Origin of the sequence: Citricoccus sp. NPDC055426 (genome assembly GCF_040677445.1) — a bacterium.
In the GTDB taxonomy this organism is placed as follows: Bacteria; Actinomycetota; Actinomycetes; order Actinomycetales; family Micrococcaceae; genus Citricoccus.
The window spans coordinates 29,433-54,591 of the sequence record NZ_JBFARZ010000015.1; the positions used below are offsets into that span (position 1 = coordinate 29,433).

The 25,159-nt window shown below is 69.1% G+C and carries 17 protein-coding genes; 14 read left to right on the plus strand and 3 right to left on the minus strand.

What is annotated here, in order from left to right; translation table 11 throughout:
* The first annotated feature begins 125 nt into the window (after nucleotides 1-125).
* From rplJ to AB0K08_RS15775, 5 genes are all read left to right on the plus strand, one after another.
* Nucleotides 126-647, plus strand: coding sequence for a 50S ribosomal protein L10 (gene rplJ, locus AB0K08_RS15755; RefSeq protein WP_363356076.1), 522 nt, complete (start codon nucleotides 126-128; stop codon nucleotides 645-647).
* Between the two features lie 93 nt (nucleotides 648-740).
* Entirely contained in the window at nucleotides 741-1,127 is a 387-nt protein-coding gene (rplL, locus tag AB0K08_RS15760) for a 50S ribosomal protein L7/L12 (RefSeq protein ID WP_363356078.1), read from the plus strand.
* 178 nt (nucleotides 1,128-1,305) lie between these two features.
* Nucleotides 1,306-2,523 (plus strand): acyltransferase, encoded by a 1,218-nt coding sequence (locus AB0K08_RS15765; protein ID WP_363356079.1) that lies wholly within the window; start codon nucleotides 1,306-1,308, stop codon nucleotides 2,521-2,523.
* A gap of 326 nt (nucleotides 2,524-2,849) precedes the next feature.
* Nucleotides 2,850-6,371, plus strand: a complete 3,522-nt coding sequence (gene rpoB, locus AB0K08_RS15770; RefSeq protein ID WP_363356082.1) for a DNA-directed RNA polymerase subunit beta — start codon at nucleotides 2,850-2,852, stop codon at nucleotides 6,369-6,371.
* 66 nt (nucleotides 6,372-6,437) lie between these two features.
* Nucleotides 6,438-10,334 (plus strand): DNA-directed RNA polymerase subunit beta', encoded by a 3,897-nt coding sequence (locus AB0K08_RS15775; RefSeq protein ID WP_363356084.1) that lies wholly within the window; start codon nucleotides 6,438-6,440, stop codon nucleotides 10,332-10,334.
* A gap of 182 nt (nucleotides 10,335-10,516) precedes the next feature.
* Here AB0K08_RS15775 and AB0K08_RS15780 read toward each other — a convergent pair whose 3' ends face one another.
* Together AB0K08_RS15780 and AB0K08_RS15785 are read right to left on the minus strand one after the other, a co-directional pair.
* Nucleotides 10,517-10,783 carry a hypothetical protein gene (locus tag AB0K08_RS15780; RefSeq protein ID WP_363356087.1) on the minus strand — a complete coding sequence of 89 codons (267 nt, stop codon included), beginning with the start codon at nucleotides 10,781-10,783 and terminating at the stop codon, nucleotides 10,517-10,519.
* 78 nt (nucleotides 10,784-10,861) lie between these two features.
* Complete coding sequence (locus AB0K08_RS15785; protein WP_363356089.1) at nucleotides 10,862-11,377, minus strand: class I SAM-dependent methyltransferase; 516 nt, start codon at nucleotides 11,375-11,377, stop codon at nucleotides 10,862-10,864.
* A 46-nt stretch (nucleotides 11,378-11,423) separates the two neighbouring features.
* On the opposite strand from AB0K08_RS15785, the gene AB0K08_RS15790 reads away from it, so the two are divergent.
* Entirely contained in the window at nucleotides 11,424-12,284 is an 861-nt protein-coding gene (locus AB0K08_RS15790) for an aldo/keto reductase (RefSeq protein ID WP_363356091.1), read from the plus strand.
* Between the two features lie 37 nt (nucleotides 12,285-12,321).
* Here the strand turns inward: AB0K08_RS15790 and AB0K08_RS15795 are convergent, their stop codons facing one another.
* Complete coding sequence (locus AB0K08_RS15795) at nucleotides 12,322-13,593, minus strand: peptidoglycan bridge formation glycyltransferase FemA/FemB family protein (protein WP_363356092.1); 1,272 nt, start codon at nucleotides 13,591-13,593, stop codon at nucleotides 12,322-12,324.
* 49 nt (nucleotides 13,594-13,642) lie between these two features.
* Here AB0K08_RS15795 and AB0K08_RS15800 point away from each other — a divergent pair, with 49 nt between their 5' ends.
* From AB0K08_RS15800 to AB0K08_RS15835, 8 genes are all read left to right on the plus strand, one after another.
* Nucleotides 13,643-15,010 carry a hypothetical protein gene (locus AB0K08_RS15800; protein ID WP_363356094.1) on the plus strand — a complete coding sequence of 456 codons (1,368 nt, stop codon included), beginning with the start codon at nucleotides 13,643-13,645 and terminating at the stop codon, nucleotides 15,008-15,010.
* Between the two features lie 321 nt (nucleotides 15,011-15,331).
* Nucleotides 15,332-15,706, plus strand: coding sequence for a 30S ribosomal protein S12 (gene rpsL / locus AB0K08_RS15805; protein ID WP_363356096.1), 375 nt, complete (start codon nucleotides 15,332-15,334; stop codon nucleotides 15,704-15,706).
* Nucleotides 15,706-16,176 carry a 30S ribosomal protein S7 gene (gene rpsG / locus AB0K08_RS15810; RefSeq protein ID WP_309811924.1) on the plus strand — a complete coding sequence of 157 codons (471 nt, stop codon included), beginning with the start codon at nucleotides 15,706-15,708 and terminating at the stop codon, nucleotides 16,174-16,176. Before rpsL ends, rpsG begins: the two co-directional genes overlap by 1 nt.
* A 90-nt stretch (nucleotides 16,177-16,266) precedes the next feature.
* A complete protein-coding gene (fusA, locus tag AB0K08_RS15815; protein WP_363356099.1) occupies nucleotides 16,267-18,381 on the plus strand; it encodes an elongation factor G in 2,115 nt (704 codons plus the stop codon).
* A gap of 288 nt (nucleotides 18,382-18,669) precedes the next feature.
* Entirely contained in the window at nucleotides 18,670-19,860 is a 1,191-nt protein-coding gene (gene tuf / locus AB0K08_RS15820) for an elongation factor Tu (protein ID WP_363356101.1), read from the plus strand.
* 119 nt (nucleotides 19,861-19,979) lie between these two features.
* Complete coding sequence (locus AB0K08_RS15825; RefSeq protein WP_363356103.1) at nucleotides 19,980-24,341, plus strand: hypothetical protein; 4,362 nt, start codon at nucleotides 19,980-19,982, stop codon at nucleotides 24,339-24,341.
* Nucleotides 24,342-24,350: 9 nt separating this feature from the next.
* Nucleotides 24,351-24,479, plus strand: a complete 129-nt coding sequence (locus AB0K08_RS15830; protein ID WP_363356105.1) for a hypothetical protein — start codon at nucleotides 24,351-24,353, stop codon at nucleotides 24,477-24,479.
* Between the two features lie 44 nt (nucleotides 24,480-24,523).
* A complete protein-coding gene (locus tag AB0K08_RS15835) occupies nucleotides 24,524-25,042 on the plus strand; it encodes a DUF3817 domain-containing protein (protein ID WP_363356107.1) in 519 nt (172 codons plus the stop codon).
* Nucleotides 25,043-25,159 lie beyond the last annotated feature (117 nt).

Here is a 25,159-nt window from a genome sequence, read left to right on the forward strand (position 1 = left end):
CAGAGCAACGCTTCACGGTCCTTCCGGCCCGTCCTGCCACGCCCCGTGCACCTGCACGGGGCGTTTTTTCGTTCTCTAGTCCTCTAGGGGATGGGTACCGGCCCCACTGCAATGGAAGGAGTGCCATGGCGACGTCTGAGAAGAACGCTGTTGTGGCGGAGTTGGCGGAGCTGTTCCGCACCTCCACCGCAGCCGTGCTGACGGAATACCGTGGACTCACCGTGGCGGAGCTCAAGGAGCTTCGCCGTGCACTCGGTGAGAACGCGACCTATGCCGTGGTGAAGAACACGCTCACCGAGATTGCGGCCGATCAGGCCGGCGTCGACGCCTTCAAGGGCAAGATGACCGGTCCGTCCGCAATCGCCTTCGTCTCCGGTGACCCGGTGGACGCGGCCAAGGCGATGCGTGACTTTGCCAAGACCCACGAGGCGCTCGTCGTCAAGGGTGGCTACATGGAGGGCCAGTTCCTCGATGCGGCCGGCATGAAGACGCTCGCGGACCTTGAGTCCCGCGAGGTCCTGCTGTCCAAGCTGGCGGGTGCCATGATGGGCAACCTCCACAAGGCGGCCTACATGTTCCAGGCCCCGCTCTCGAAGGCCGTCCGCACCGTGGACGCCCTGCGTGCGAAGGCCGAAGAGCAGGCCTGAATCACCCCGGTCGCCCGTGCGGCCAACACACCATCACATCCGTGAAGAATCATCCGCGTCATCCGTGAATACGCGGAAGTAAAGGAGCCCACCATGGCTAAGCTGTCCACCGAAGAACTGCTCGAGGCCTTCTCCGAGCTGTCCCTCATCGAGCTCTCCGAGTTCGTCAAGGCCTTCGAGGAGAAGTTCGAGGTCACCGCTGCTGCCCCGGTCGCCGTCGCAGGCGCCGCTCCGGCCGCCGGTGGCGAGGCCGCCGCTGAGGAAGAGCAGACCGAGTTCGATGTGGTCCTCGAGTCCGCCGGCGAGAAGAAGATCGGCGTCATCAAGGAGGTCCGCGCTCTGACCTCCCTGGGTCTGAAGGAAGCCAAGGAACTGGTCGACTCCGCTCCGAAGGCCGTCCTGGAGGGCGTCAACAAGGAGACTGCCGACAAGGCCAAGGAGCAGCTCGAGGGCGCCGGCGCCAGCGTCACCCTCAAGTGATGTGTGCGGCCCGGCCCTGACGGCCGAGCCGCTGCCTGCTTGTCTGAACGGCCCCATCCGACCCGCTGTGCGGGGAGGGTGGGGCCGTTCGGTGTTTAAGGGTTGGCTCCCAGCGTCCGTTCAGACAGCGTCCGTAGGGTCACGAAACGATAAAGACGGTGTAGGGAGGGGGCCGAGCATGGTCGCGACCACGGAGCTGCCGCGGGTCGAGCCGCGGGGTGAAGCACAGGTTGAGCCGGCGGGGCGGAGGATCCGGGGCACGACGCCGGCCGCGCCCGCGGCAGCGCCCGTCACCGCGCGGCCCCGCCTGGCGCTGTTGGACGGCCTCCGGCTGCTCGCGGCCCTCGCGGTGGTGCTCTTCCACTGGACGGCCTGGCATCACGGGCACTGGGGGCGCCACGGGGATCCGGCCGCCGGGGCCTGGCCGTGGCTGAGCCAGTTCAGCTCCGTGGGCGCCCTCGGCGTCCAGCTGTTCTTCATCATCTCCGGCTTCGTCATCCTGCTCTCCTCCTACGGCAAGTCCCCGGCACGGTTCATCGGCTCCCGCGTGGGGCGCCTGTATCCCGCCTACTGGGTGGCCGTGCTCGCCACCGCCACCCTGATCTTCGTGATCTGGCCGGAGATGGGCTCCCAGCGCAGCCCCTCGGACATCCCGGCCAACCTCACGATGTTCCAGGGCGGGCTGGGGGTCGGCCACCTCGACGGCGTGTACTGGACCCTGTGGGTGGAGATGAAGTTCTACCTGTGGATCCTGGCCTTCACCCTGATCGGGATGACCGTGCGCCGGGTGCAGGCCTTCGTCCTGGCGTGGCCCCTGCTCGGCAACGGCCTCTACTTCGGCCTGGGGACGGCCGGACTGCCGGTGTCCTGGGTGGAGCACGTCTTCTTCCCGCAGTACTCGGCGCTCTTCGCCGGTGGCATGGCCCTGTTCCTGCTCTTCAAGTTCGGCCACACGCCGCTGCGCTGGAGCGCCCTGCTGCTGAACGTGGCGATCGGCAGCCTCTGGTCCGCCCGGGTGCAGCAGCCGGAGACCGCGAAGCTCACCGGCTACGACTACCCGTTCTGGGGCTTCGTGGTGATCGCCGCCGTGCTGTTCGCGCTCGTGGCCGTGACGGTGCTGACCCCGCTGGCCCGGTTGAAGGTTCCGGGGATGACCCTGGCCGGGCAGCTCACCTACCCCGTGTACCTCCTGCACCAGTTGTGGGGGTGGTGGCTCATCATGCTGCTCTCACCCCACCTGCCGCGCCAGGCGGTTCTGGCGGTCGCCCTGGCCGCCGTGCTCGGCGCCGCGTGGTTGTTGCACCGTTGGGTCGAACGCCCGCTGGGGCCGGGGCTGCAGCGGGCGGTGACGGCCGGCGTCGGGCGCTGGCCGGTCCTGGGGGACCGCCGCCTCTGACGCATGCCTCTGACGCATGCCGCCAACGCATGCCGCCAACGCATGCCTCCCAGGCGCGCCCCTAACACAAGGCTCCGACTACTCCGGCGGCGGCACGCGGGGGTGACTGGACTTCCCGCCTCGGGATGGTTAGGATGATTCCTTACGTCTCCCCTAAGTCCACTGTGCCCTGCCCTCGTCCATGTCTGCCGATGATGTCTGCTGATATGACGGGGTGACGGCGGCGTGGCGTCCGGTCTGGCCTTCAAATAGCGGTGGGCCCCGGCGTTGTGGACCTCATGTGGGGGAGGGCACGGAAGTAAAGACGGTCTGTGGAAGGATCCCTCTTGGTCGCCTCGAGCACCTCAAATACCGATACCGCTAATTTCCCCGGGGGCGTCTCGCCCCGCTCCGGCGCCAGTGCCGGCCGACTCTCGTTCGCGAAGATTCATGAGCCGCTGGATGTCCCGGACCTGTTGGCCCTGCAGACCGAGTCGTTCGACCGGCTCGTGGGCAATGACCGTTGGGCCGAGCGCGTGGCCCACGCGCAGGAGATCGGTGACGACTCCGTGGCGTCCACCTCCGGCTTCGCGGACATTTTCGAGGAGATCTCCCCGATCGAGGACTTCCAGGGCACCATGTCCCTGTCCTTCACCGAGCCGGAGTTCTCGGACCCTAAGATGCCGGTGGACGAGTGCAAGGAGCGCGACACCACCTACGCGGCCCCGCTGTACGTCAAGGCCGAGTTCATGAACAACAACACCGGCGAGATCAAGCAGCAGACGGTGTTCATGGGCGATTTCCCGCTCATGACGGACAAGGGCACCTTCGTCATCAACGGCACCGAGCGCGTGGTCGTCTCCCAGCTCGTCCGTTCTCCCGGCGCCTACTTCGAGCGCACCCCGGACAAGACCAGTGACAAGGACATCTTCACCGCGAAGATCATCCCGTCCCGTGGCGCCTGGTTCGAGCTCGAGGTGGACAAGCGTGACCAGGTGGGCGTCCGCCTGGACCGCAAGCGCAAGCAGCCCGTGACCGTGCTGCTCAAGGCCATGGGCTGGAGCGAGTCCCGCATCCTGGAGGAGTTCGGCCAGTACGACTCCATCCGCGCCACCCTCGAGAAGGACCCCACCGAGGGCCAGAACGAGGCGCTGCTGGACATCTACCGCAAGCTCCGCCCGGGCGAGCCCGCCGCCGTGGACGCCGCGCAGAACCTGCTGAACAACCTGTACTTCACCCCGAAGCGCTACGACCTGGCGAAGGTGGGCCGTTACAAGCTCAACCGGAAGCTCGGCGTGGACATGCCGCTGGGTGACCCGAACGCCTCCGTGCTGACCGAGGACGACATCGTCCAGATGGTGCACTTCATCGTGGCGCTGCACGCCAACGAGAAGACCATCGCGGGCCAGCGTGGCGGCGAGGCCGTGGACGTGCGCGTCGAGGTCGACGACATCGACCACTTCGGCAACCGCCGCATCCGCGCCGTGGGCGAGCTGATCGAGAACCAGATCCGCACGGGTCTGTCCCGCATGGAGCGCGTGGTGCGCGAGCGGATGACCACCCAGGACGTGGAGGCGATCACCCCGCAGACCCTGATCAACATCCGCCCCGTGGTGGCCTCGATCAAGGAGTTCTTCGGGACCTCCCAGCTGTCCCAGTTCATGGACCAGAACAACCCGCTGGCGGGCCTGACCCACAAGCGGCGCCTGTCCGCGCTCGGCCCGGGCGGCCTGTCCCGTGACCGTGCGGGCATGGAAGTCCGTGACGTGCACCCGTCCCACTACGGCCGCATGTGCCCCATCGAGACCCCGGAAGGCCCGAACATCGGCCTCATCGGCTCGCTGGCGACGTTCGGCCGCATCAACCCCTTCGGCTTCATCGAGACCCCCTACCGCAAGGTCGTGGACGGCATCGTGACCGAGCAGGTCGACTACCTGACCGCCGATGACGAGCTGGAAGCCCAGATCGCCCAGGCCAACGCCCCGCTGAACGAGGACGGCTCCTTCGCCGAGGACCTCGTGCTCTGCCGCCAGCGCGGCGGCGGCGGCGAGCCCGTGCTGTCCGGCGTGGACGAGATCGACTACATGGACGTCTCCCCGCGGCAGATGGTCTCGGCCGCCACCGCGCTGATCCCGTTCCTGGAGCACGATGACGCCAACCGCGCCCTCATGGGTGCGAACATGCAGCGCCAGGCCGTGCCGCTGCTCCAGGCCGAGGCGCCCCTGGTGGGCACCGGCATGGAGAAGTACATCGCGGTGGATGCCGGCGACTCCATCACGGCCGACGCCCCCGGCGTCGTCACCGAGGTGGCCGCCGACCTCGTGACCGTCATGAACGACGACGGCACCATGCGCCACTACCCGATCATGAAGTTCGCCCGCTCCAACCAGGGCAACGCCTACAACCAGCGGGTGCGCGTCACCGAGGGTGACCGCGTGGAGAAGCTGTCGGTCATCGCCGACGGCCCCGCCACGGACCACGGCGAGCTGGCGCTCGGCAAGAACCTGCTGGTGGCCTTCATGCCCTGGGAGGGCCTGAACTACGAGGATGCCATCATCCTGTCCCAGCGCATGGTCTCCGAGGACGTGCTCACCTCGATCCACATCGAGGAGCACGAGGTGGACGCCCGTGACACCAAGCTGGGCGCCGAGGAGGTCACCCGGGACATCCCGAACGTCTCCGACGAGGTGCTGGCCCAGCTCGACGAGCGCGGCATCATCCACATCGGCGCCGAGGTCGAGGCCGGGGACATCCTGGTGGGCCGCGTGACCCCGAAGGGCGAGACCGAGCTGACCCCGGAGGAGCGGCTGCTGCGCGCCATCTTCGGCGAGAAGTCCCGCGAGGTGCGTGACACCTCCCTGAAGGTGCCCCACGGCGAGTCCGGCACCGTGATCGGCGTGCGGATCTTCGACCGCGACGAGGACGACGACCTGCCCCCGGGCGTGAACCAGCTGGTCCGCGTGTACGTGGCGCAGAAGCGCAAGATCACGGACGGCGACAAGATGGCCGGCCGCCACGGCAACAAGGGCGTCATCTCCAAGATCCTGCCCATGGAGGACATGCCGTTCCTCGAGGACGGCACCCCCGTGGACATCATCCTGAACCCCCTGGGCGTTCCGGGACGTATGAACCTGGGCCAGGTCATGGAGTTGCACCTGGGCTGGGCCGCCTCCCGCGGCTGGGACATCCAGGGCGAGCCCGAGTGGATCAAGGACCTGCCGAACTTCCCGCGCTCCTCCGGTCCCGTCAACGTCGCCACCCCGGTGTTCGACGGTGCCGAGGCCCATGAGATCGAGGGACTGCTCGGCCACGTCAACGTCACCCGTGACGGCGACCGCCTGATGGGCACCAACGGCAAGGCCACCCTGTTCGACGGCCGCTCCGGCGAGCCGTTCCCGGACCCGGTCTCCGTGGGCTACATGTACATGCTGAAGCTGCACCACCTGGTGGACGACAAGATCCACGCGCGCTCCACCGGCCCGTACTCCATGATCACGCAGCAGCCGCTGGGTGGTAAGGCACAGTTCGGTGGCCAGCGCTTCGGTGAGATGGAGGTCTGGGCCCTGGAGGCGTACGGCGCCGCCTACACCCTGCAGGAGCTCCTGACCATCAAGTCGGATGACATCCACGGCCGGGTGAAGGTCTACGAGGCCATCGTGAAGGGGGAGAACATCCCGGAGCCGGGCGTTCCCGAGTCCTTCAAGGTCCTCATCAAGGAAATGCAGTCGCTGTGCCTGAACGTGGAGGTCCTCTCCGCCGACGGCACCACGATCGAGATGCGTGACTCGGACGATGAAGTCTTCCGGGCCGCCGAGGAACTGGGCATCGACCTGTCCCACGCCGAGCCCAGCTCGGTCGAAGAGGTCTGAGCAGCACCTCAGTTCCCCGCCCACCCCAGACTTCATCAACGCTAGAAATCAGGAGTTCAACGGACCATGTCCAACGACAACTCATCCTTTGGCCACATGCGTATCGGCCTCGCGACCGCGGACGAGATCCGCAACTGGTCCTTCGGCGAGGTCAAGAAGCCCGAGACCATCAACTACCGCACCCTGAAGCCGGAGAAGGACGGACTCTTCTGCGAGAAGATCTTCGGCCCCACCCGGGACTGGGAGTGCTACTGCGGCAAGTACAAGCGCGTCCGCTTCAAGGGCATCATCTGTGAGCGCTGCGGCGTCGAGGTGACCCGCTCCAAGGTCCGCCGCGAGCGGATGGGCCACATCGAGCTGGCCGCCCCGGTCACCCACATCTGGTACTTCAAGGGCGTGCCCTCACGCCTGGGCTACCTGCTGGACCTGGCCCCGAAGGATCTCGAGAAGATCATCTACTTCGCGGCCTACATGATCACCTCGGTGGACGACGAGGCCCGCCACGCGGACCTGCCGAACCTGCAGGCCGAGCACGACCAGGAGACCAGGCACCTGGCGGACACGCGCGATGCCGACATCGCCGCCGTCGCCGGTGACCTGGAGAAGGACCTGGCCAAGCTGGAGTCCGAGGGCGCCAAGGCCGCCGAGAAGAAGAAGGCCCGTGACGCCGCGGACAAGACCATGGCGCAGATCCGCAAGCGGGCCGACGCCGAGCTGGACCGGATGGAGAAGATCTGGGACAGCTTCAAGAACCTCAAGGTCGCCGACCTCGAGGGCGACGAGGGCCTGTTCCGTGCCATGCGTGACAAGTACGGCCAGTACTTCGAGGGCTCCATGGGCGCCGAGTCCATCAAGAAGCGCCTCGAGACCTTCGACCTCGTGGGCGAGGCCGAGTCCCTGCGGGAGATCATCAAGACCGGCAAGGGCCAGCGCAAGACCCGCGCCCTGAAACGCCTGAAGGTCGTCAACGCGTTCCTCACCACGGACAACTCGCCCCTGGGCATGGTCCTGGACGCCGTCCCGGTGATCCCGCCGGAGCTGCGCCCGATGGTGCAGCTGGACGGTGGCCGCTTCGCGACCTCCGACCTGAACGACCTGTACCGCCGTGTGATCAACCGCAACAACCGCCTGAAGCGCCTGCTGGACCTCGGGGCCCCCGAGATCATCGTGAACAACGAGAAGCGGATGCTCCAGGAAGCGGTCGACTCCCTGTTCGACAACGGCCGCCGCGGCCGTCCGGTCACCGGACCGGGCAACCGCCCGCTGAAGTCGCTGTCCGACATGCTCAAGGGCAAGCAGGGCCGGTTCCGTCAGAACCTGCTCGGCAAGCGCGTGGACTACTCCGGCCGTTCCGTGATCGTGGTGGGCCCGCAGCTCAAGCTGCACCAGTGCGGCCTGCCCAAGCAGATGGCGCTGGAGCTGTTCAAACCCTTCGTGATGAAGCGCCTGGTGGACCTGAACCACGCCCAGAACATCAAGTCCGCCAAGCGGATGGTGGAGCGTTTCCGCCCGCAGGTGTGGGACGTGCTCGAAGAGGTCATCACCGAACACCCGGTGCTGCTCAACCGTGCACCCACCCTGCACCGCCTCGGCATCCAGGCCTTCGAGCCGATGCTGGTGGAGGGCAAGGCACTGCAGCTGCACCCGCTCGTCTGTGGCGCCTTCAACGCCGACTTCGACGGTGACCAGATGGCCGTGCACCTGCCGCTGAGCCCCGAGGCCCAGGCCGAGGCGCGGCTGCTGATGCTCTCCAGCCACAACATCCTGAAGCCCTCCGACGGCCGCGCCGTGGCCGTCCCGGCCCAGGACATGATCATCGGTCTCAACCACCTCACCACCGTGCGTGAGGACGAGACCGGTGCGGGCACCGAGTACTCCTCCGTCGCCGAGGCCCTGATGGCCTTCGACGCCGGCCAGCTGCACCTGAACGCCCCGGCCCGGATCACGGTGGAGGGCTTCGTCCCCTCCGCCCAGTCCCCGGCCCCCGAGGGCTGGGAGGAGGGTGCCCCGGTGATCCTGGACACCACCCTGGGCGTGGTGCTGTTCAACGAGCTGCTCCCCGCCGACTACCCGTGGCTGTCCACCCAGGCGACCAAGGGCACCCTCGGCGCCCTGGTCAACGACCTGGCCGAGCGTTACCCGATGGTGCAGACCGCCGCGACGCTGGACAACCTCAAGGATGCCGGCTTCCACTGGGGCACCTGGTCGGGCGTCACCGTGGCGATCTCGGACATCACCTCGGAATTCGACAAGGCCGCCATCATGACGGGCTACGAGGACCAGGCGCTGAAGGTCCAGGCCCAGTACGACAAGGGCCTGATCGCCGACGAGGAGCGCCGCTCCGAGCTGATCGACATCTGGAACAAGGCCACCGACGAGGTCGCCGCGGCCATGAAGGACGGGCTGCCGAAGCTCAACACCATCAACCGCATGGTGACCTCCGGTGCCCGTGGCAACTGGCTGCAGGTCCGGCAGATCGCCGGCATCCGTGGCCTGGTGGCCAACCCGCAGGGCGAGATCATCCCGCGTCCGATCAAGTCCTCCTACCGGGAGGGCCTGTCCGTGCTCGAGTACTTCATCGCCACCCACGGTGCCCGTAAGGGCCTCGCGGACACCGCGTTGAAGACCGCCAACTCGGGGTACCTGACCCGTCGTCTGGTGGACGTCTCCCAGGACGTCATCGTCCGCGAGGAGGACTGCGGCACCGAGCGCGGCCTGACCGAGGTCATCGGCGTGCCCAATGCCGACGGCGAGCTGGTGCGCCACGAGACCGTGGAGAACTCCTCGTTCGCCCGGACCCTCGCGGTGGACGTGACGGCCGAGGACGGCACCGTCCTGGGCCAGGGCGGGGAGGCCATCGGCGACGTCGCCATCGACGCGTTCATCGCCGCCGGCGTCACCGAGATCAAGGTGCGCTCCGTGCTCACCTGTGAGTCCGCCGTCGGGACCTGCGCCAAGTGCTACGGCCGCTCCATGGCCACCGGTCAGCTGGTGGACATCGGCGAGGCCGTGGGCATCATCGCCGCCCAGTCCATCGGTGAGCCGGGCACCCAGCTCACCATGCGGACCTTCCACACCGGTGGTGTGGCCTCCGCGGACGACATCACCCAGGGTCTGCCCCGTATCCAAGAGCTCTTCGAGGCTCGTACCCCGAAGGGTGTGGCCCCGATCTCCGAGGTCGCCGGCCGCGTCAACATCGAGGACAGCGAGAAGCAGCTGCGCCTGGTGCTGACCCCGGACGACGGCTCCGAGGAGATCGCCTACCCGGTGCTGCGCCGTTCGCGCATGCTGGTGGCCGATGGCGAGCACGTGGGCGTCGGCACCCAGCTGGTGGCCGGTGCCGTGGACCCGAAGCAGGTGCTGCGCGTGCTCGGTCCCCGGGCCGCTCAGAAGTTCCTGGTCCAGGAGGTCCAGGACGTGTACCAGTCCCAGGGTGTGGGCATCCACGACAAGCACGTGGAGGTCATCGTCCGCCAGATGCTGCGCCGGATCACCGTCATCGAGTCCGGGGAGACCAACCTCCTGCCGGGCGAGCTGACGGACCGTGCGCGCTTCACCGCGGCGAACCGCCAGGCCGTGGCCGAGGGTCGCCAGCCGGCCTCCGGCCGTGACGAGCTCATGGGCATCACCAAGGCCTCGCTCGCGACCGACTCGTGGCTGTCCGCCGCGTCCTTCCAGGAGACCACCCGCGTGCTGACGCAGGCGGCCATGGAGGGCAAGTCGGATCCGCTGCTGGGCCTGAAGGAGAACGTGATCATCGGCAAGCTGATCCCGGCCGGCACCGGCCTGGACCGCTACACCAAGGTCAACGTGGAGCCCACCGAGGAGGCCAAGGCCAACCTGTTCACCGGGCCGGCCGGCTTCGCGGACTTCGACTACCCGGGGCTCGACCAGTCCGGCACGCCGGAGTTCCACGCGATCAGCCTGGACGACTACGGCATGGGCGGCGACTTCCGCGGCTGAGTGCCGCTGTTGATCGCCTCCGTTGAACAGCGCTGCTGAACACCGCTGACGGTCCAACCGTCTAGGCGCAGAGTGACCTGACCCCCACCGTTGTGACGGGGTCAGGTCACTCTGTGCTTTAACCGGTGATCTCCGGGTCCCCGCCGTCGTGGTGCCTCGAGTTCCTCGTCAGTTCTCCCTCGTCAGTTCTCCCTCGTCAGCGTGAAGATCCCATAGCGCATCGCGCCGGTGCGGTAGGCCAGGATCAGGCGGGGGATGGCCAGGATGAAGACCCGGTTGCGGGCGCCCCGGGCGAGGCGGCGCATCTCGCGATCGAGGATCAGGGCCTTCGCCAGCCGACGGGCGCAGATCGTCCACGTGCGCGCGACGCGCCGGCTGACGTCTTCATAGCCGGTGACCGAGAAGCCCGCCGCGAGGGCCATCGCCTCATACTCCTCGCGCGTGCCCATCGAGGGCAGGCGTCCCTCCCGGCAGATCGGCTCGAGCAGGTGCCGTTCCTTCCACCCGCCCGCCCCCGTCTCGGCGAGTCACGCGCAGACCACGAAGCGGCCGCCGGGCGAGAGCACGCGGTGCGCCTGGGCGAAGAACCCCGGCTTGTCGACCATATGCTCGCTCGACTCGATCGCCCAGGCGGCATCGGCCGAACCGTCGGCCATCCCGTTGGCCATCTCGTCGGCGATGCCGTCGGCGAGCCAGTCGCCCCGACGGATGTCCACGCCGGGTGCGGGGTGCGCTGCCGCGTAGTCGGCCTGTGCGGCTGAGAGCGTCACCCCGGTCACCCGGACCCCGCGTGTCGCCGCGAGCCGCCTCGCGGTGGAGCCGTAGCCGCAGCCGATGTCCACGCATGCCTCGCCGGGCCTCAGCAGCAGCCGGTTGCCGACCGTGTCGACCAGCGCCTCGACGGCCTCGGCGGACGTCTCGCGGCCCGTCGCCCAGAACCCGTGGTGGACATGCTCTCCCCACACGAGCCGATAGACCGGATCGAGTTCGTCGTAGTGATCGGCGACCGCCACGGCGTTCTGGGGGGAATCGGGGACGATCACGCCCTCAAGGTACACCGCACGACGCCGGCATGGCAGGCTGGGAGCCATGGTCACCCAAGTCTCTGCTCCCCTCTCCGGCACGAACATCCCCACCGGCGACGCCACCGTGCGCATCCCGCTGCTCGGGCTCGGCACCTGGCCGATGACCGGGACCGAGTGCACCGAGGCCGTCTCCACGGCGCTCGAGGCCGGGTACCGGCATCTGGACACGGCCGAGAACTACCGGAACGAGGACGCGGTGGGGCGGGCCGTCGTCGGGTCCGGGATCGACCGGAGCGAGGTGTTCGTGACCTCGAAGTTCAACCGGGAGTGGCACGGGCCGGCGGAGAGCGTGCGCGCCGGGCTGGAGGCCGCGCTCGAGCGGGCCGGCCTGGAGTACTTCGACCTGTACCTGGTGCACTGGCCCAACCCGGAGCACGGGAGGTATGTGCAGGCGTGCGAGGCCCTGGCCGAACTGACCGGGACCGGGCTCATCCGCTCCTGGGGCGTATCCAATTTCAAGCCCGCGCACCTGCAGGCGGTGCTGGAGGCCGGGCTGGTGCCGGCCGTCAACCAGATCCACTGCCAGCCGGTGTTCGCCCAGCCCGCCGTGCAGGAGGCCGACGCCGCCGCCGGCGTGCTGACGGCCGCCTACACCCCGTTGGGCCGGGGCCGTGAGCTGCTGGAGCAGCCCGCGATCGCGCGGATCGCCTCACGGCTGGACCGGACGCCGGCCCAGGTGGTGCTGCGCTGGCACGTGCAGCAGGGCCGGATCGCCCTGCCGAAGTCCGCGGACCCGCAGCGCCAGCGGGAGAACCTGGACGTGTTCTCCTTCGAGCTGACCGCCGAGGACCTGGCCGCGGTGGACGCGCTGGACTCGGCCACCCCGTCCGACACCTTCCTGGATGCGGACGAGTTCGGGCACTAGGAGCGTTTCGGCCCGCGGGGTCTCGGCCTGCGGAGTCTCAGCCCCGCCGGGACATGTACAGGTTGAACGCGGCGGCCAGCGCCCGGTTCACGGGGTAGTCCCACTCGCCGTAGGTCTGGACCACGTCCGCCCCCATGGTCGTCTTGAACCGGGTCAGCCCGGCCAGCTCGTACTCGGGGTCCAGTGAGGGGGACATCCCGCCGAGGTCGAACCAGGTGCAGCCGGCGGCCAGGGAGTCCTTGATCTGGCGCAGCTGCAGGGCGCGGGGGGCGTAGCGCTTGCGCTCCTCGGAGGAGGAGGCGCCGTAGACGTACCAGCCGAACCGGGCCTGGCGCACGTAGATCGCGGCGGCGAGCAGCTGCTCACCGTAGTGGGCCAGGTACAGGGTGCACTCGGTGTCCGCGGCCGTGTCCCCGCTGCCGCTCCCCGCGGCCCTGGGCCCACCGGCGTTGAGCTCGGCGAACATGCGCTGGAAGTAGGCCAGCGGCCGGCCGGTGAAGCCGTCCCGGGTGGCGGTCTCCTCGTACAGGGCCTGCCAGGCGGGCAGGTCCTCGGCCGTGCCCACGGTGATGGTCAGCTCGGAACGGGTGGACTTGCGGGTCTGCCGGCGGGAGGTCGAGTCCATCCGGTTCAGGGCCGCCTCGAGGGCGGGGGACTCGCCGTTCTTGTTCGGCTCCGCGCCGGTGCCGTCCGGGCCGGGGGCATCCAGCTCGGGCTGCAGGGGGATGCGGGCCTGGAACTGCGGCTGGCCGGCCTCGAACTCCTCCGCCTCAGCGGGTGCGCGCCAGCCCAGGGCGGTGAGCCGTTCGCGGACCTCGGCGGCCTCCGGTGCGGTGTGGATCGGCTCCAGCTGGGTGACGGAGCGGTGTTCACCGGCCGCGAGGGCCTTGCGCACCTCGGCGCCGTCCCAGCGGTTCACCACGCCGGGCAGTCCCACCCGGACCAGGAAGGCGCCCCGGGACTTCAGGTACTGCACCAGGGGCACCAGCACGGACTCCAGGTCCACCACGGCATCACCACCGGTGCGGTCGAACACGGGGCCTTCGGCCACATATGCCAGGGAGCGCCTCTTCAGCACGGGAAGCGGAACGGGGAGCCGGCGGAACAGCACCAGGGCGGTCGCGCGGAGGGTCTCGCCGTCGTAGAAGCCCACCGAGTCCCCGCGCCAGTCGATCTTCACGCCGGGCCACTGCGGGTTCTGGAGGAAGGACGCCTCGGGGTGCTCCGCCAGGAATCGGCCGTGCTCGGCGCGGGTGATCCGGCGGACGGTGAGGGGGCGGGAACTGGGGGTGGAGGCTAGATCTGGCACGCCCCCACCCTAGCCTCCGGTGGGCTGCCCCGCCGGTAGCATCGAGGCCATGGCTTCGACCGAGGTACCCCCCGAGCAACCCTTCGTCCCCGTGATCACCGGGGGGGATGTGGGCGCCTATTCCCTGGCCCGCGAGTTCCACGAGGCCTACGGCGTCATCTCCGCCGTGGCGCCCACCACGGTCAACCGCAACCTGCGCCACTCGCGGATCCTGCAGGCCTTCCCCGCCGGCCCGATGACGGAGGAGCAGCCCGTGATCGACGCCCTCGTGCGGGTCGCCGGTCAGCTGCGCCGAACCGGCGCCGCACCGGACCGCCCCCTGTTGCTGCTGGCCAGCTATGACCACCTCGTGCGGTTCGCCGTCCGCCACCGCGCCACGCTGTCGGCCGCCGGCTACACCGTGCCCTATCCGGACGAGGAGTCGCTGGACGCGGCCGCCCTGAAGGAGAACTTCTACGCGCTCTGCGAGCAGCTGGCGGTGCCCTACCCGAAGACCACCACCTACGACGCCGGCTCGCACACTCCCGAGGCCGCGCGGCGGTTCGCCGCGGGGCTGGGCGGGACGGGGACAGCGGGGGAGGATGACGAGTCCGGGGTCCGGTTCCCGGTGATTCTCAAGGCGGGCGACGGCGGAGCCTGGGCGGACATCCGCTTCGAGGGCCGGCGCAAGGTCCATGTGGTCGACCAGGCGGCCGGCCAGGATGGCTCCGGCGCCGCTGAGATCGAACGGCTCGTCACCCTGGCCAGCGAGGCCGGCTACACGGGGACGCTGATCGTCCAGGAACTGGTGCCGGGCCCCGATTCCCAGCTGGGCATCGCGACCTTCTTCCGGGACGGCACCGGGGCCACCCGCCTCGTCTCCTACGGAGAGGTCATCGTGGAGGACCACGCACCGGGCACCGAGGGCAACGCCCGCGCGGTGCTGGCGGGGCAGCACCCCGTCGTCGCCGAGCAGGGGGCCGCCCTGCTGGAGGCCCTGGACTGGCGCGGCTTCGCGATGTTCGACACCAAGATCGACCCCCGTACCGGTCAGGCCCAGTTCCTGGAGATGAACCCTCGGCTGGGACGCAACCACTACTACCTCACGGCGGCCGGGGCGAACCCCGCGCCGTACCTGGTGGAGGAGTACCTGGCGGGGGAGTACCTGGGCGCGGACACCGTCACCCCCGCCCCCACCACCCCGGACTGTGTGACCACCACCGGTCCCGCGCTGACCACCACCATCCCGATGTCCCTGGTGCGGCGGTACGCCACCGCGAGCCAGCGCGAGCGCATCCGCCAGGCGGCGCAGCAGGGGCGGGTCGTGCGCCCGTTCTCCTACCCGGCCGATCGGGACGTGCGCCGCGAGGCCTATCACCGGGCCACCGAGCTCAACGCCCTGCGGGTCTTCCGGAACCATCCGGCACCGGACGCCTGAGGCGAGATCCGCTGGCAGGCGCCGGGCCGGCGTCGTGCTGGGGATCTGAAGCGCCGGTCCAGAAAGCACCGGTCCTGCCAGCACCGGTTCATCGGCACTGCCAGCGGGTGGTAGGATGGACTCAATTGTTTTTGTGTGGCACCAGGGACACAGTCCGGGTTGCGGGGTTCTTGCGCAACGAATGCCACACTTTTGCACGCCTGCGGTCGTTCACGCGAACCCCCTCGGGTGCGAAGAAAACGACCACCAGCAGTCCAGGTTGACGCGGGCCCGTCCTGTGTGCCCGCCGGACTGAAAGCCAAAACAACGGAGAGTCCAAGAGTGCCTACGATTCAGCAGCTGGTCCGCAAGGGCCGCTCACCGAAGGTTGTCAGTAACAAGGCCCCGGCGTTGCAGGGCAACCCCATGCGCCGTGGCGTGTGCACCCGTGTGTACACCACCACCCCCAAGAAGCCGAACTCCGCCCTGCGCAAGGTCGCCCGTGTCCGCCTGAACGGCGGCATCGAGGTCACCGCGTACATCCCGGGCGAGGGTCACAACCTGCAGGAGCACTCCATCGTGCTCGTGCGTGGTGGCCGCGTGAAGGACCTGCCGGGTGTCCGCTACAAGATCGTCCGCGGCGCCCTCGACACCCAGGGTGTCAAGGGTCGCGGCCAGGCCCGTAGCCGCTACGGCGCGAAGAAGGAGAAGAAGTAATGCCACGTAAGGGCCCCGCGCCGAAGCGCCCCCTCGTCGTCGACCCGGTCTACGGCTCCCCGCTGGTCACCCAGCTCATCAACAAGGTGCTCGTGGACGGCAAGAAGTCCACCGCCGAGCACATCGTCTACGGTGCCCTGGAGGGCACCCGCGAGAAGAGCGGCACCGATCCGGTGACCACCCTCAAGAAGGCCATGGACAACGTCCGCCCGGCCCTCGAGGTCAAGTCCCGCCGCGTCGGCGGCGCCACCTACCAGGTGCCGGTCGAGGTCAAGCCCGGCCGCGCCACCGCCCTGGCGCTGCGCTGGCTCGTCGGCTACTCGAAGGCCCGCCGCGAGAAGACGATGACCGAGCGTCTGCTGAACGAGATCCTGGACGCGTCCAACGGTCTCGGTGCCGCGGTGAAGCGCCGCGAGGACACGCACAAGATGGCCGAATCCAACAAGGCGTTCGCCCACTACCGCTGGTGACCCACGGAGGCCCGGAAGCCGTTGTCACGGCGTCCGGGCGCCGTGCCGCCATCTGACTGGAATCACCCACCCAAACCTTAGGGAGACACCGTGGCACAGGACGTGCTGACTGACCTCAAAAAGGTCCGCAACATCGGCATCATGGCGCATATCGATGCCGGCAAGACCACCACTACCGAGCGCATCCTGTTCTACACGGGCGTCAACCACAAGCTGGGCGAGACCCACGACGGCGCGTCCACCACCGACTGGATGGAGCAGGAGAAGGAACGCGGCATCACCATCACCTCCGCCGCGGTGACCTGCTTCTGGGACGACAACCAGATCAACATCATCGACACCCCGGGCCACGTGGACTTCACCGTCGAGGTGGAGCGCTCCCTGCGCGTGCTCGACGGCGCCGTCGCCGTCTTCGACGGCAAGGAGGGCGTGGAGCCGCAGTCCGAGACCGTGTGGCGCCAGGCGGACAAGTACAACGTCCCCCGCATCTGCTTCGTCAACAAGATGGACAAGCTGGGCGCGGACTTCTACTACACCGTGGAGACCATCGTCTCCCGCCTCGGCGCCAAGCCGCTCGTGATGCAGCTGCCGATCGGCGCCGAGAACGACTTCGTCGGCGTGGTGGACCTGCTGTCCATGAAGGCCTTCGTCTGGGAGGGCGACTCCAAGGGTGACGTCACCATGGGCGCCGCCTACGAGGTCAAGGACATCCCGGCCGACCTGGTCGAGAAGGCCGAGCAGTACCGCGCCGAGCTCATCGAGGCCGTCGCCGACACCTCCGAAGAGCTCATGGAGAAGTACCTCGAGGGCGAGGAGATCTCCAACGACGAGATCGTCGCCGGCGTGCGTCACCTCACCATCAACGCCCTGGCCTACCCGGTGTTCTGTGGCTCGGCCTTCAAGAACCGCGGTGTGCAGCCGATGCTGGACGCCGTGGTGTCCTACCTGCCGAACCCGATGGACGCCGGCGCCATCACCGGCCACGACGTCAAGGACGAGGAGAAGGCGCTCACCCGCGAGCCCTCGAAGGACGAGCCGTTCTCGGCCCTGGCCTTCAAGATCGCGGCGCACCCGTTCTTCGGCCAGCTGACCTTCATCCGCGCCTACTCGGGCAGCCTGAAGCCGGGTGACCAGATCCTGAACTCCACCAAGGGGAAGAAGGAGCGCATCGGCAAGCTGTTCCAGATGCACGCCAACAAGGAGAACCCGGTCGAGGAGGTCGTGGCGGGCCACATCTACGCCGTGATCGGCCTCAAGGACACCACCACCGGTGACACCCTGTGCGCCGTGAACGACCCGATCATCCTCGAGTCCATGTCCTTCCCGGAGCCCGTGATCTCCGTGGCGATCGAGCCGAAGACCAAGGGTGACCAGGAGAAGCTCTCCACCGCCATCCAGAAGCTCGTCGCCGAGGACCCCACCTTCACCGTGAACCTGGACGAGGAGACCGGCCAGACCGTCATCGGCGGCATGGGCGAGCTCCACCTGGACGTGTTCGTGGACCGCATGCGCCGCGAGTTCAAGGTCGAGGCCAACGTGGGCAAGCCCCAGGTGGCCTACCGCGAGACCATCAAGAAGAAGGTCGACAAGATCGACTACACGCACAAGAAGCAGACCGGCGGTTCCGGCCAGTTCGCCAAGGTGCAGATGGCCTTCGAGCCGCTGGACACCTCGGACGGCGAGTTCTACGAGTTCGTCAACTCCGTGACCGGTGGCCGCATCCCGCGCGAGTACATCCCCTCCGTGGATGCCGGCATCCAGGACGCCATGCAGTTCGGCATCCTGGCGGGCTACCCGATGGTCGGCGTCAAGGCCACCCTGCTGGACGGCGCCTACCACGACGTCGACTCCTCGGAGATGGCGTTCAAGCTCGCCGGCTCCATGGTGTACAAGGAGGGCATGCGCAAGGCCAACCCGGTCATCCTCGAGCCGCTGATGGCCGTGGAGGTCCGCACGCCGGAGGAGTACATGGGCGACGTCATCGGCGACCTGAACTCCCGCCGTGGCCAGATCCAGTCCATGGAGGATGCCCAGGGCGTCAAGGTCGTCAAGGCCAACGTCCCGCTGTCCGAGATGTTCGGCTACATCGGTGACCTGCGGTCCAAGACCCAGGGCCGCGCCGTGTACTCGATGACGTTCGACTCCTACGCCGAGGTCCCGAAGGCCGTGGCCGACGAGATCATCCAGAAGAACAGCGGCGAGTAGCAGCTGTTCACACCCTCAACGTGTCCGCCACGGGGGCGGGGCCTGTGCAGAACAGGCCCCGCCGCCGGAACGGACAGGTGGCCCGCCCGCAATCCGGAGGGCGAATCCACCACAGGACGGAAGGTCGGTCCGCGTCATATGGCGGTCCGGGTGGCCTGATCCAGGACCGGTCCTGACCCAATCCGGAGAATTATCACCAGCAGACAGATCGAAGTAGACTTTCCCAAGTTGTCAGCACGCCACCCGCGGCTGAGAAGTCTCTTCAGATGAACGTTCTAGGAGGAACCTGTGTCGAAGGCAAAATTCGAGCGCTCGAAGCCGCACGTCAACGTCGGTACCATCGGCCACGTTGACCACGGCAAGACCACGCTCACCGCGGCGATCTCGAAGGTCCTGTACGACAAGTACCCGGACCTCAACGAGGCCCGCGACTTCGCGACCATCGACTCCGCGCCGGAAGAGCGCCAGCGCGGCATCACCATCAACATCTCCCACGTGGAGTACCAGACGGACAAGCGTCACTACGCCCACGTCGACGCCCCCGGTCACGCTGACTACATCAAGAACATGATCACCGGCGCTGCCCAGATGGACGGTGCCATCCTCGTGGTCGCCGCCACTGACGGCCCGATGGCCCAGACCCGTGAGCACGTGCTGCTGGCCCGCCAGGTCGGCGTGCCGGCACTGCTGGTCGCGCTGAACAAGTCGGACATGGTCGAGGACGAGGAGCTCCTTGAGCTCGTCGAGATGGAGGTCCGCGAACTGCTGTCCTCCCAGGAGTTCGACGGCGACGACGCCCCGGTCATCCGCACCTCCGGCCTGAAGGCCCTCGAGGGTGATCCCCAGTGGGTCAAGTCCGTCGAGGACCTGATGGACGCCGTGGACACCTACATCCCGGATCCGGTCCGCGACAAGGACAAGCCGTTCCTGATGCCGATCGAGGACGTCTTCACCATCACCGGCCGCGGCACCGTCGTGACCGGCCGCGCCGAGCGTGGCACCCTGAAGATCAACTCCGAGGTCGAGATCGTGGGCATCCGCGATATGCAGAAGACCACGGTCACCGGTATCGAGATGTTCCACAAGCAGCTCGACGAGGCCTGGGCCGGCGAGAACTGTGGCCTGCTGCTTCGCGGTCTGAAGCGCGAGGACGTGGAGCGCGGCCAGGTCGTCGTGGCCCCGGGTTCCATCACCCCGCACACCAACTTCGAGGGCAACGTCTACATCCTGTCCAAGGACGAGGGCGGCCGCCACAACCCGTTCTACTCGAACTACCGTCCGCAGTTCTACTTCCGGACCACCGACGTCACCGGCGTCATCACGCTGCCGGAAGGCACCGAGATGGTCATGCCGGGCGACACCACCGAGATGACGGTCGAGCTGATCCAGCCGATCGCCATGGAGGACGGCCTCGGCTTCGCCATCCGTGAGGGTGGCCGCACCGTGGGCTCCGGCCGCGTCACCAAGATCCTCAAGTGATCTAAGGCGTACACCTCGACAACCCCTTCGGCTTCGGCCGGAGGGGTTGTCGTGTTTCTCAGGGGTCATGCCTGTGGACAACGCGCTGGGCCGGCTCCGGAACACCGTACGCTGACGCTGTGGGTATCGTCATGGCGCTCGTGCTCGGTCTGGTCTTCGGTGGGCTCATCGGTGTGCTGTACGGTCGGCGGGCGCGCTCTTCGGATGCAGGAGGTCCTGCGGGGGCCGTCGGCCAGGGGGCGCGCGGCGAGTTGGCCCGCGCCTGGCAGGAGGGGTACGACGCCGGCTCGGTCGCCTCGGCAGCGCCGGTTACCGGTGCGCCGGTCGGCTCTGAAGCCGCGCCGCCTGCAGTGCATCGCCAGGCACTGCACCACCCGGCGCCGCCGGCACCGCATCAGTCCGTGCCGCATCATCCAGCGCCGCCAGCACCGACTCCGACGCTGCCGCCCATGCCGGTGGTGCCCGCGATCTCGCCCCAGGAGCAGGCCGAGGCCAAGGAGCGACGCGACCGGCGGAACGTCAACATCACCCTGTACACGGCGTGCCTGCTGCTGGTGGCTGCCGCCTCGCTGTTCATCGGCGCCGCGCTGCCGGCGACGGCCCGGCTCGCGGGACTGGCCGTCGTCGTGGGCCTGTTCTATGCCGGGGGACTGGTGGTCCATGCGGTGAGCCGGACGCTGCGGCCCGCCGCCACGGCCTTCACCGGCACGGGGCTGGCGCTGCTGCCGGTGGCCGGCGTGGCCCTGGACCTGCTCGTGGTGCACCGGCCGGAGGTCTCGTGGCTGCTCACCTCCGCGGTGGGCACGGTCCTGATGGTCGTGGCCGCGCTCCGGCTGGACAGCCGCGTAGTGGCCTACCTGACCGTGCCGTTCCTGCTCTCCACCGTGATGGCCTCCGGAGCCGCGGTGCAGCAGGGCATGGCCTGGGCGCTGATCGCCTCGATCGGGCTGGCGGTGCTGATGGCCTGGCTGTCCGTGGACGCGGAGGACCGCCACCCGTGGCTGCCGCCGGCCTACCGGGAGGCCACGGCGCGGACCCACCAGTGGATCGTGCCGGGCGCCGTGGCGGCGGGGCTGCTGCTGGGCGTCTGGATCGAGCCGGTGCAGATGTTCCTGCTGCTGCTCGCCGCGTGCGCCTACTACGCGACCGTGGCGGTCATCGGCCCGCCGCGGTACCGGCTGGCCTCGGTCTACGCGGTCCGCGGAGGACTCCTGCTGGCCCTGATCGCCTGGGCCGTCATGCTGGAGTGGTCCGTCTCGGTGACCCTGACCGTCCTCGTGGTGTACCTGTGTCTGCAGATCCCGCTGGCCCGGTGGGGGAGGGGCGCCCAGGGATACCTGCCCGCCGGGACTGCGGCCCTGACCGACCACGGCATCAGCTGGGTCCTGGCGGTGCTGTCCGCCCTGGCCGCGCAGATCTGGGTGGCGGGCCTGGCCTGGTCTGGGCTCCGCGGTGCCGCCGGTGCCGCCGGTGCCGGCGGTGGGGAGGGCGCCGGCTATGGAGAAGGCGCCGGGGGCGCTGTGCTCGAGCTGGTTCCGGGGCTCGGCTGGCCGGCCGTGCTCGTGGTGGTCACCACGGCCGTCTACTCCCTCGTGTTCCTCCGCGCCGTCCCGGCTGTGGAGGTGGCGCCGCTGGTCTGGCAGGCCACGACCCCGCTGTCCACGGTGCCGTTGCTCGTCTATGCCGCGGCGGCGGGCGGCCCGGAACGTGTCTGGAACCTGGAGATCCTCCTGGCGGTGGCCCTCGTGATGCAGGCCCTGATCCTGGTGGTGCTCCGGCGCAGCGGTCAGCGGCACCGGATCGACGCCCGGATCGCCCCTCACGTGATGGCCGCGGCCGCGGTCGCGCTGGTCTACCTCCTCACCGACCGGACGGCGGAGCGCTGGACGGCTGGCTGGGCGGATGGCTGGGCGACCGGCTGGGCGGAGGCCAGCCCCGCGGTGGTGGCGGCCGCCCTGGCCTCGCTGGCCTGGGCCACCGTGACGGCGCTCCGGCGGGGTCCGCTCACGGGGTCGGGCGAGGACAGCGGTTCTGCCGGGGGCGGGGATCCGCGCGGGGCTGGGGTTTCGGATGGGACCGTAGATTCTGGCGGGGCGGGAGATTCTGGCGGGACCGGGCATTCGGGCGGGGTCGGGCTGCCGGTGGGTGTCTGGACCGGGGCCAGCCTGCTGGCGCTCGTCCTGCTGCTCGGCGTGGAGGTGTCCGGGGCTGCGCACCGGGTGGGCTGGTACGTCCTCGCCGTGGTCACCGGTGCCGTCGCCCTGTGGTGGCTGGGCCGGGGGATCCGAGCGGGCGTGGAGCAACGGGTGGACACGGCCCGGTGGGTCATCCTGGGCGTCGGCGCGGCGAGCCTGAGCGTCACCACGGTGCGGTTCGCCGGTGCGGGTGGGCCCGGCTCCGGGATCTGGTCCTGGCACGTGGTCATCGCGCTGGGACTGCTGACGGGCTGGTTGGTGACGGCCGCCGTCGTGACGAAGGACCGGCTCTCGGACGGGGTGCGGACCGCCGTCCTCCTGGCCGGCCAGGGCGCTTCGGCGGTGTTGGTCTCCACGGTGACAGACCGTCTCGGTGGGGATGGATCAGCCGCCAGGGCCGCCGCCGCAGCGGCCCTGGTCGCCGGACTGGCCCTACGGCAACGACTCGCCCGGCGGCTCCCGGGCGCCGACGACGTGGCTGGCCCGGCTGGCCCGGCTTTCAGTGGTGCAGGTGCAGGTGCAGGTGCAGGTGCAGATGCCGGGGCAGGTGCCGTGACCGGTTTGAACGGCGCGCGCGGGGTGAACGGTGGGCGCGGCGTGAAGGGCGTGAACGGTCGGCTCGCGTCGTGGCTCGTGACGGGCGCCGTGGCCCTGCTGTGGCTGATCGAACTGGGTGCCGGGGGCGACCGCGCCGCCCTGATGGTGGTGGCGGCGGCCCTGATCGCCGCCGGGCTGGTCCTGCGCACCCGCAGCGGAGGCCACTGGGCGGTACTGGTCGGGGCTCCTGCCCTCGTGGTGGCGGCCTCGCCGTGGTTCGACCTCGATCCGACCGGCGGCTGGCTCCCGGAGGCCCTGTTCCCGACGTCGGCCGCCGTCGCCCTGCTGGTGCTCCTCGTCCTGGCCGTGGCCGCCCAGGAGATCGCGGCTGCGGTGCGGGGTCCGGCTGGTGGTCCGGATGCGGGGCTGGATGCGGGTCCGGACGCTGGGCGGGACGCTGGCCCAGACGATGGACGGGACGCTGGCCGGGACGCGGGGAATGCGTCCGGTCCGACATCCGGCGGGGAGCCGTGGTGGGCCGACCTCGGCGTGTTCCGGCTGGCGGCCATCGTCTTCCTCGGGGTGGCGTCGCTGGTGCTGGGTCTCACCGGAGATGTGGACGGCACTCCGCATGCCGGGGCCCTGGCCATGACCGTGGCCGCGGGGGGACTGGTGGGGTACGTCCTCGCCCGGACCCGTGGACTCGCCTGGCTGGTCGTCGGCACGGTGGTGGGTGTCCCGTCAGCCGTGTGGCTGCTGACCATGTGGTGGCAGGACCGCGGGCTGTGGTTCCCGGACGGGGACTGGCGGGCGGTGGGCAGCGCCCTGGTGGCGCTGGTGCTCCTGGGCGGCTGGGCAATCCTTGACGCCCGGGGCGTTCGGGACGGGGATGGTTCCGGTGGTGGGAGCGTTGCCGGGAGCGGTGTCGCGAGCGGTGCCGGGGCCGGCGCGGGCTCTGGGGCGGTAGTCGCGACGCGGGCCGCGATCCTCTGGCAGGGCGCGCTGGCGGTGGTGCTGGTCACCGCACTGGCGACCGTGCTCGACGTCGGCCTGCGGGCCGGCATGCCGGAAGACGCCGCCGTCTGGACCAGCCTGGCAGCCGCGGTGGCGGCCCTCTGGCTCACCATGGACGCGTGGGGCAGGACCCTGCTGTGGCCGGGGGCCAGGGGAGTGTGGGTGCTGAACGGCCGGGACGTTGCGGTGGTCCTGACCTGGGCTGCGGTGTCCCGGGCGTGGTGGCAGACGGCCGTCGTGGACGATCCGGGCCGGGCGGGATGGTGGAACGTCCAGCTGCTGGTCCTCGTCCTGGTGGGGCTGGGGTACTGGCATCTACGGCGCCCGGATCTGGAGAGCCCGGAAGCCGGCGGAGTGGCATCACGTCGACCCCTCTGGTGCTTCCTCGCCGCAGCGCTGGTCTTCACCCTGGCGGCGACCTACGTGCTGGCCGACGGGACGGCCGGCATGCAGCTCACGGTGCTGGTCGGCTTCGCGCTGATGGTGGTCCTCGGGCTGACCCGCCGCGAACAGTCGCTCACCTGGTGGGGCGCGGGCGGCGTGGCGCTGTCCGTGCTGTGGTACCTGAGGGGCTACACCTACATCTACCTGGCCCTACTGGGGCTCGTGCTGATCGTGCTCGCGGTGCGCCAGCTACGCCGACACCAGTCACGGCAGGAAGCGGAGCCGAACCAGGTCGTTGGAGGGACTGCCGGTGAACGGGTCACCGGTGAACGGGACACCGGCGAACGGTAGGCTGGGCCCATGGAAATCCTCATTGCCCTCGTGGTCATCGCGGCGGTGGTCTTCGCGATCGTGCGGTTGCGCAAGACCTTCCGCCATGAGATCGGCCGCGCCAAGCGCATCAAGCGCGCGAACGACTCCGACCGTTGAGCTCCATGAGCCCCAGGAGCAATCCAGCGAGCACAGCGAATCCAGTGAACACAGCGAACCCAGCCGAGACCCACCCGGTCACCGACCGCGGGACCGTGATGCCCGGGCCCCGGGCGCTCTACCGGTTCTTCGCCACGGCGGAGATGATCACCTGGGCGCTGCTGATCCTGGCCATGATCCTGAAGTACTCCGGCGCCACCGAGGCGCTGATGCCGGTGGGCGGAGGACTGCACGGCTTCGTGTTCCTCTGCTACTGCGTGGTCAGCGTGGGCGTGTGGGTCAACCAGCGCTGGAGCGCCGGCCGTGGCGTGGCTGCCGTGCTCCTGGCTGCGGTGCCTTTCGCCACCCTGCCGTTCGAGCGCTCGCTGGCCAAGCGTGGTGAGCCGGACGCCACCTGGCGGCTCGCGGACGGGCGGAGCCCCCGGCCCGCCGGGTTCTGGGAGACCCTGGTCGCCTGGGTCCTGCGCAACGTGATCCTTGCAGCGGTCCTGGTGGTGGCCGCCGTCGCGGTGGTGTTCTCCCTGCTGCTGCTCGCGGGCCCCCCGGGGGAATGGTTCACCTGAGCCGGTGAACTGAGCCGGTGACCTGAGCCGGTAAGTCGGTGAATTAGCGCCTGGGGCATTGATCTGTCATACTGGATCAGTTGCTCAAGCACTTGGGCGTGTGTGGAGTTGTGCCGC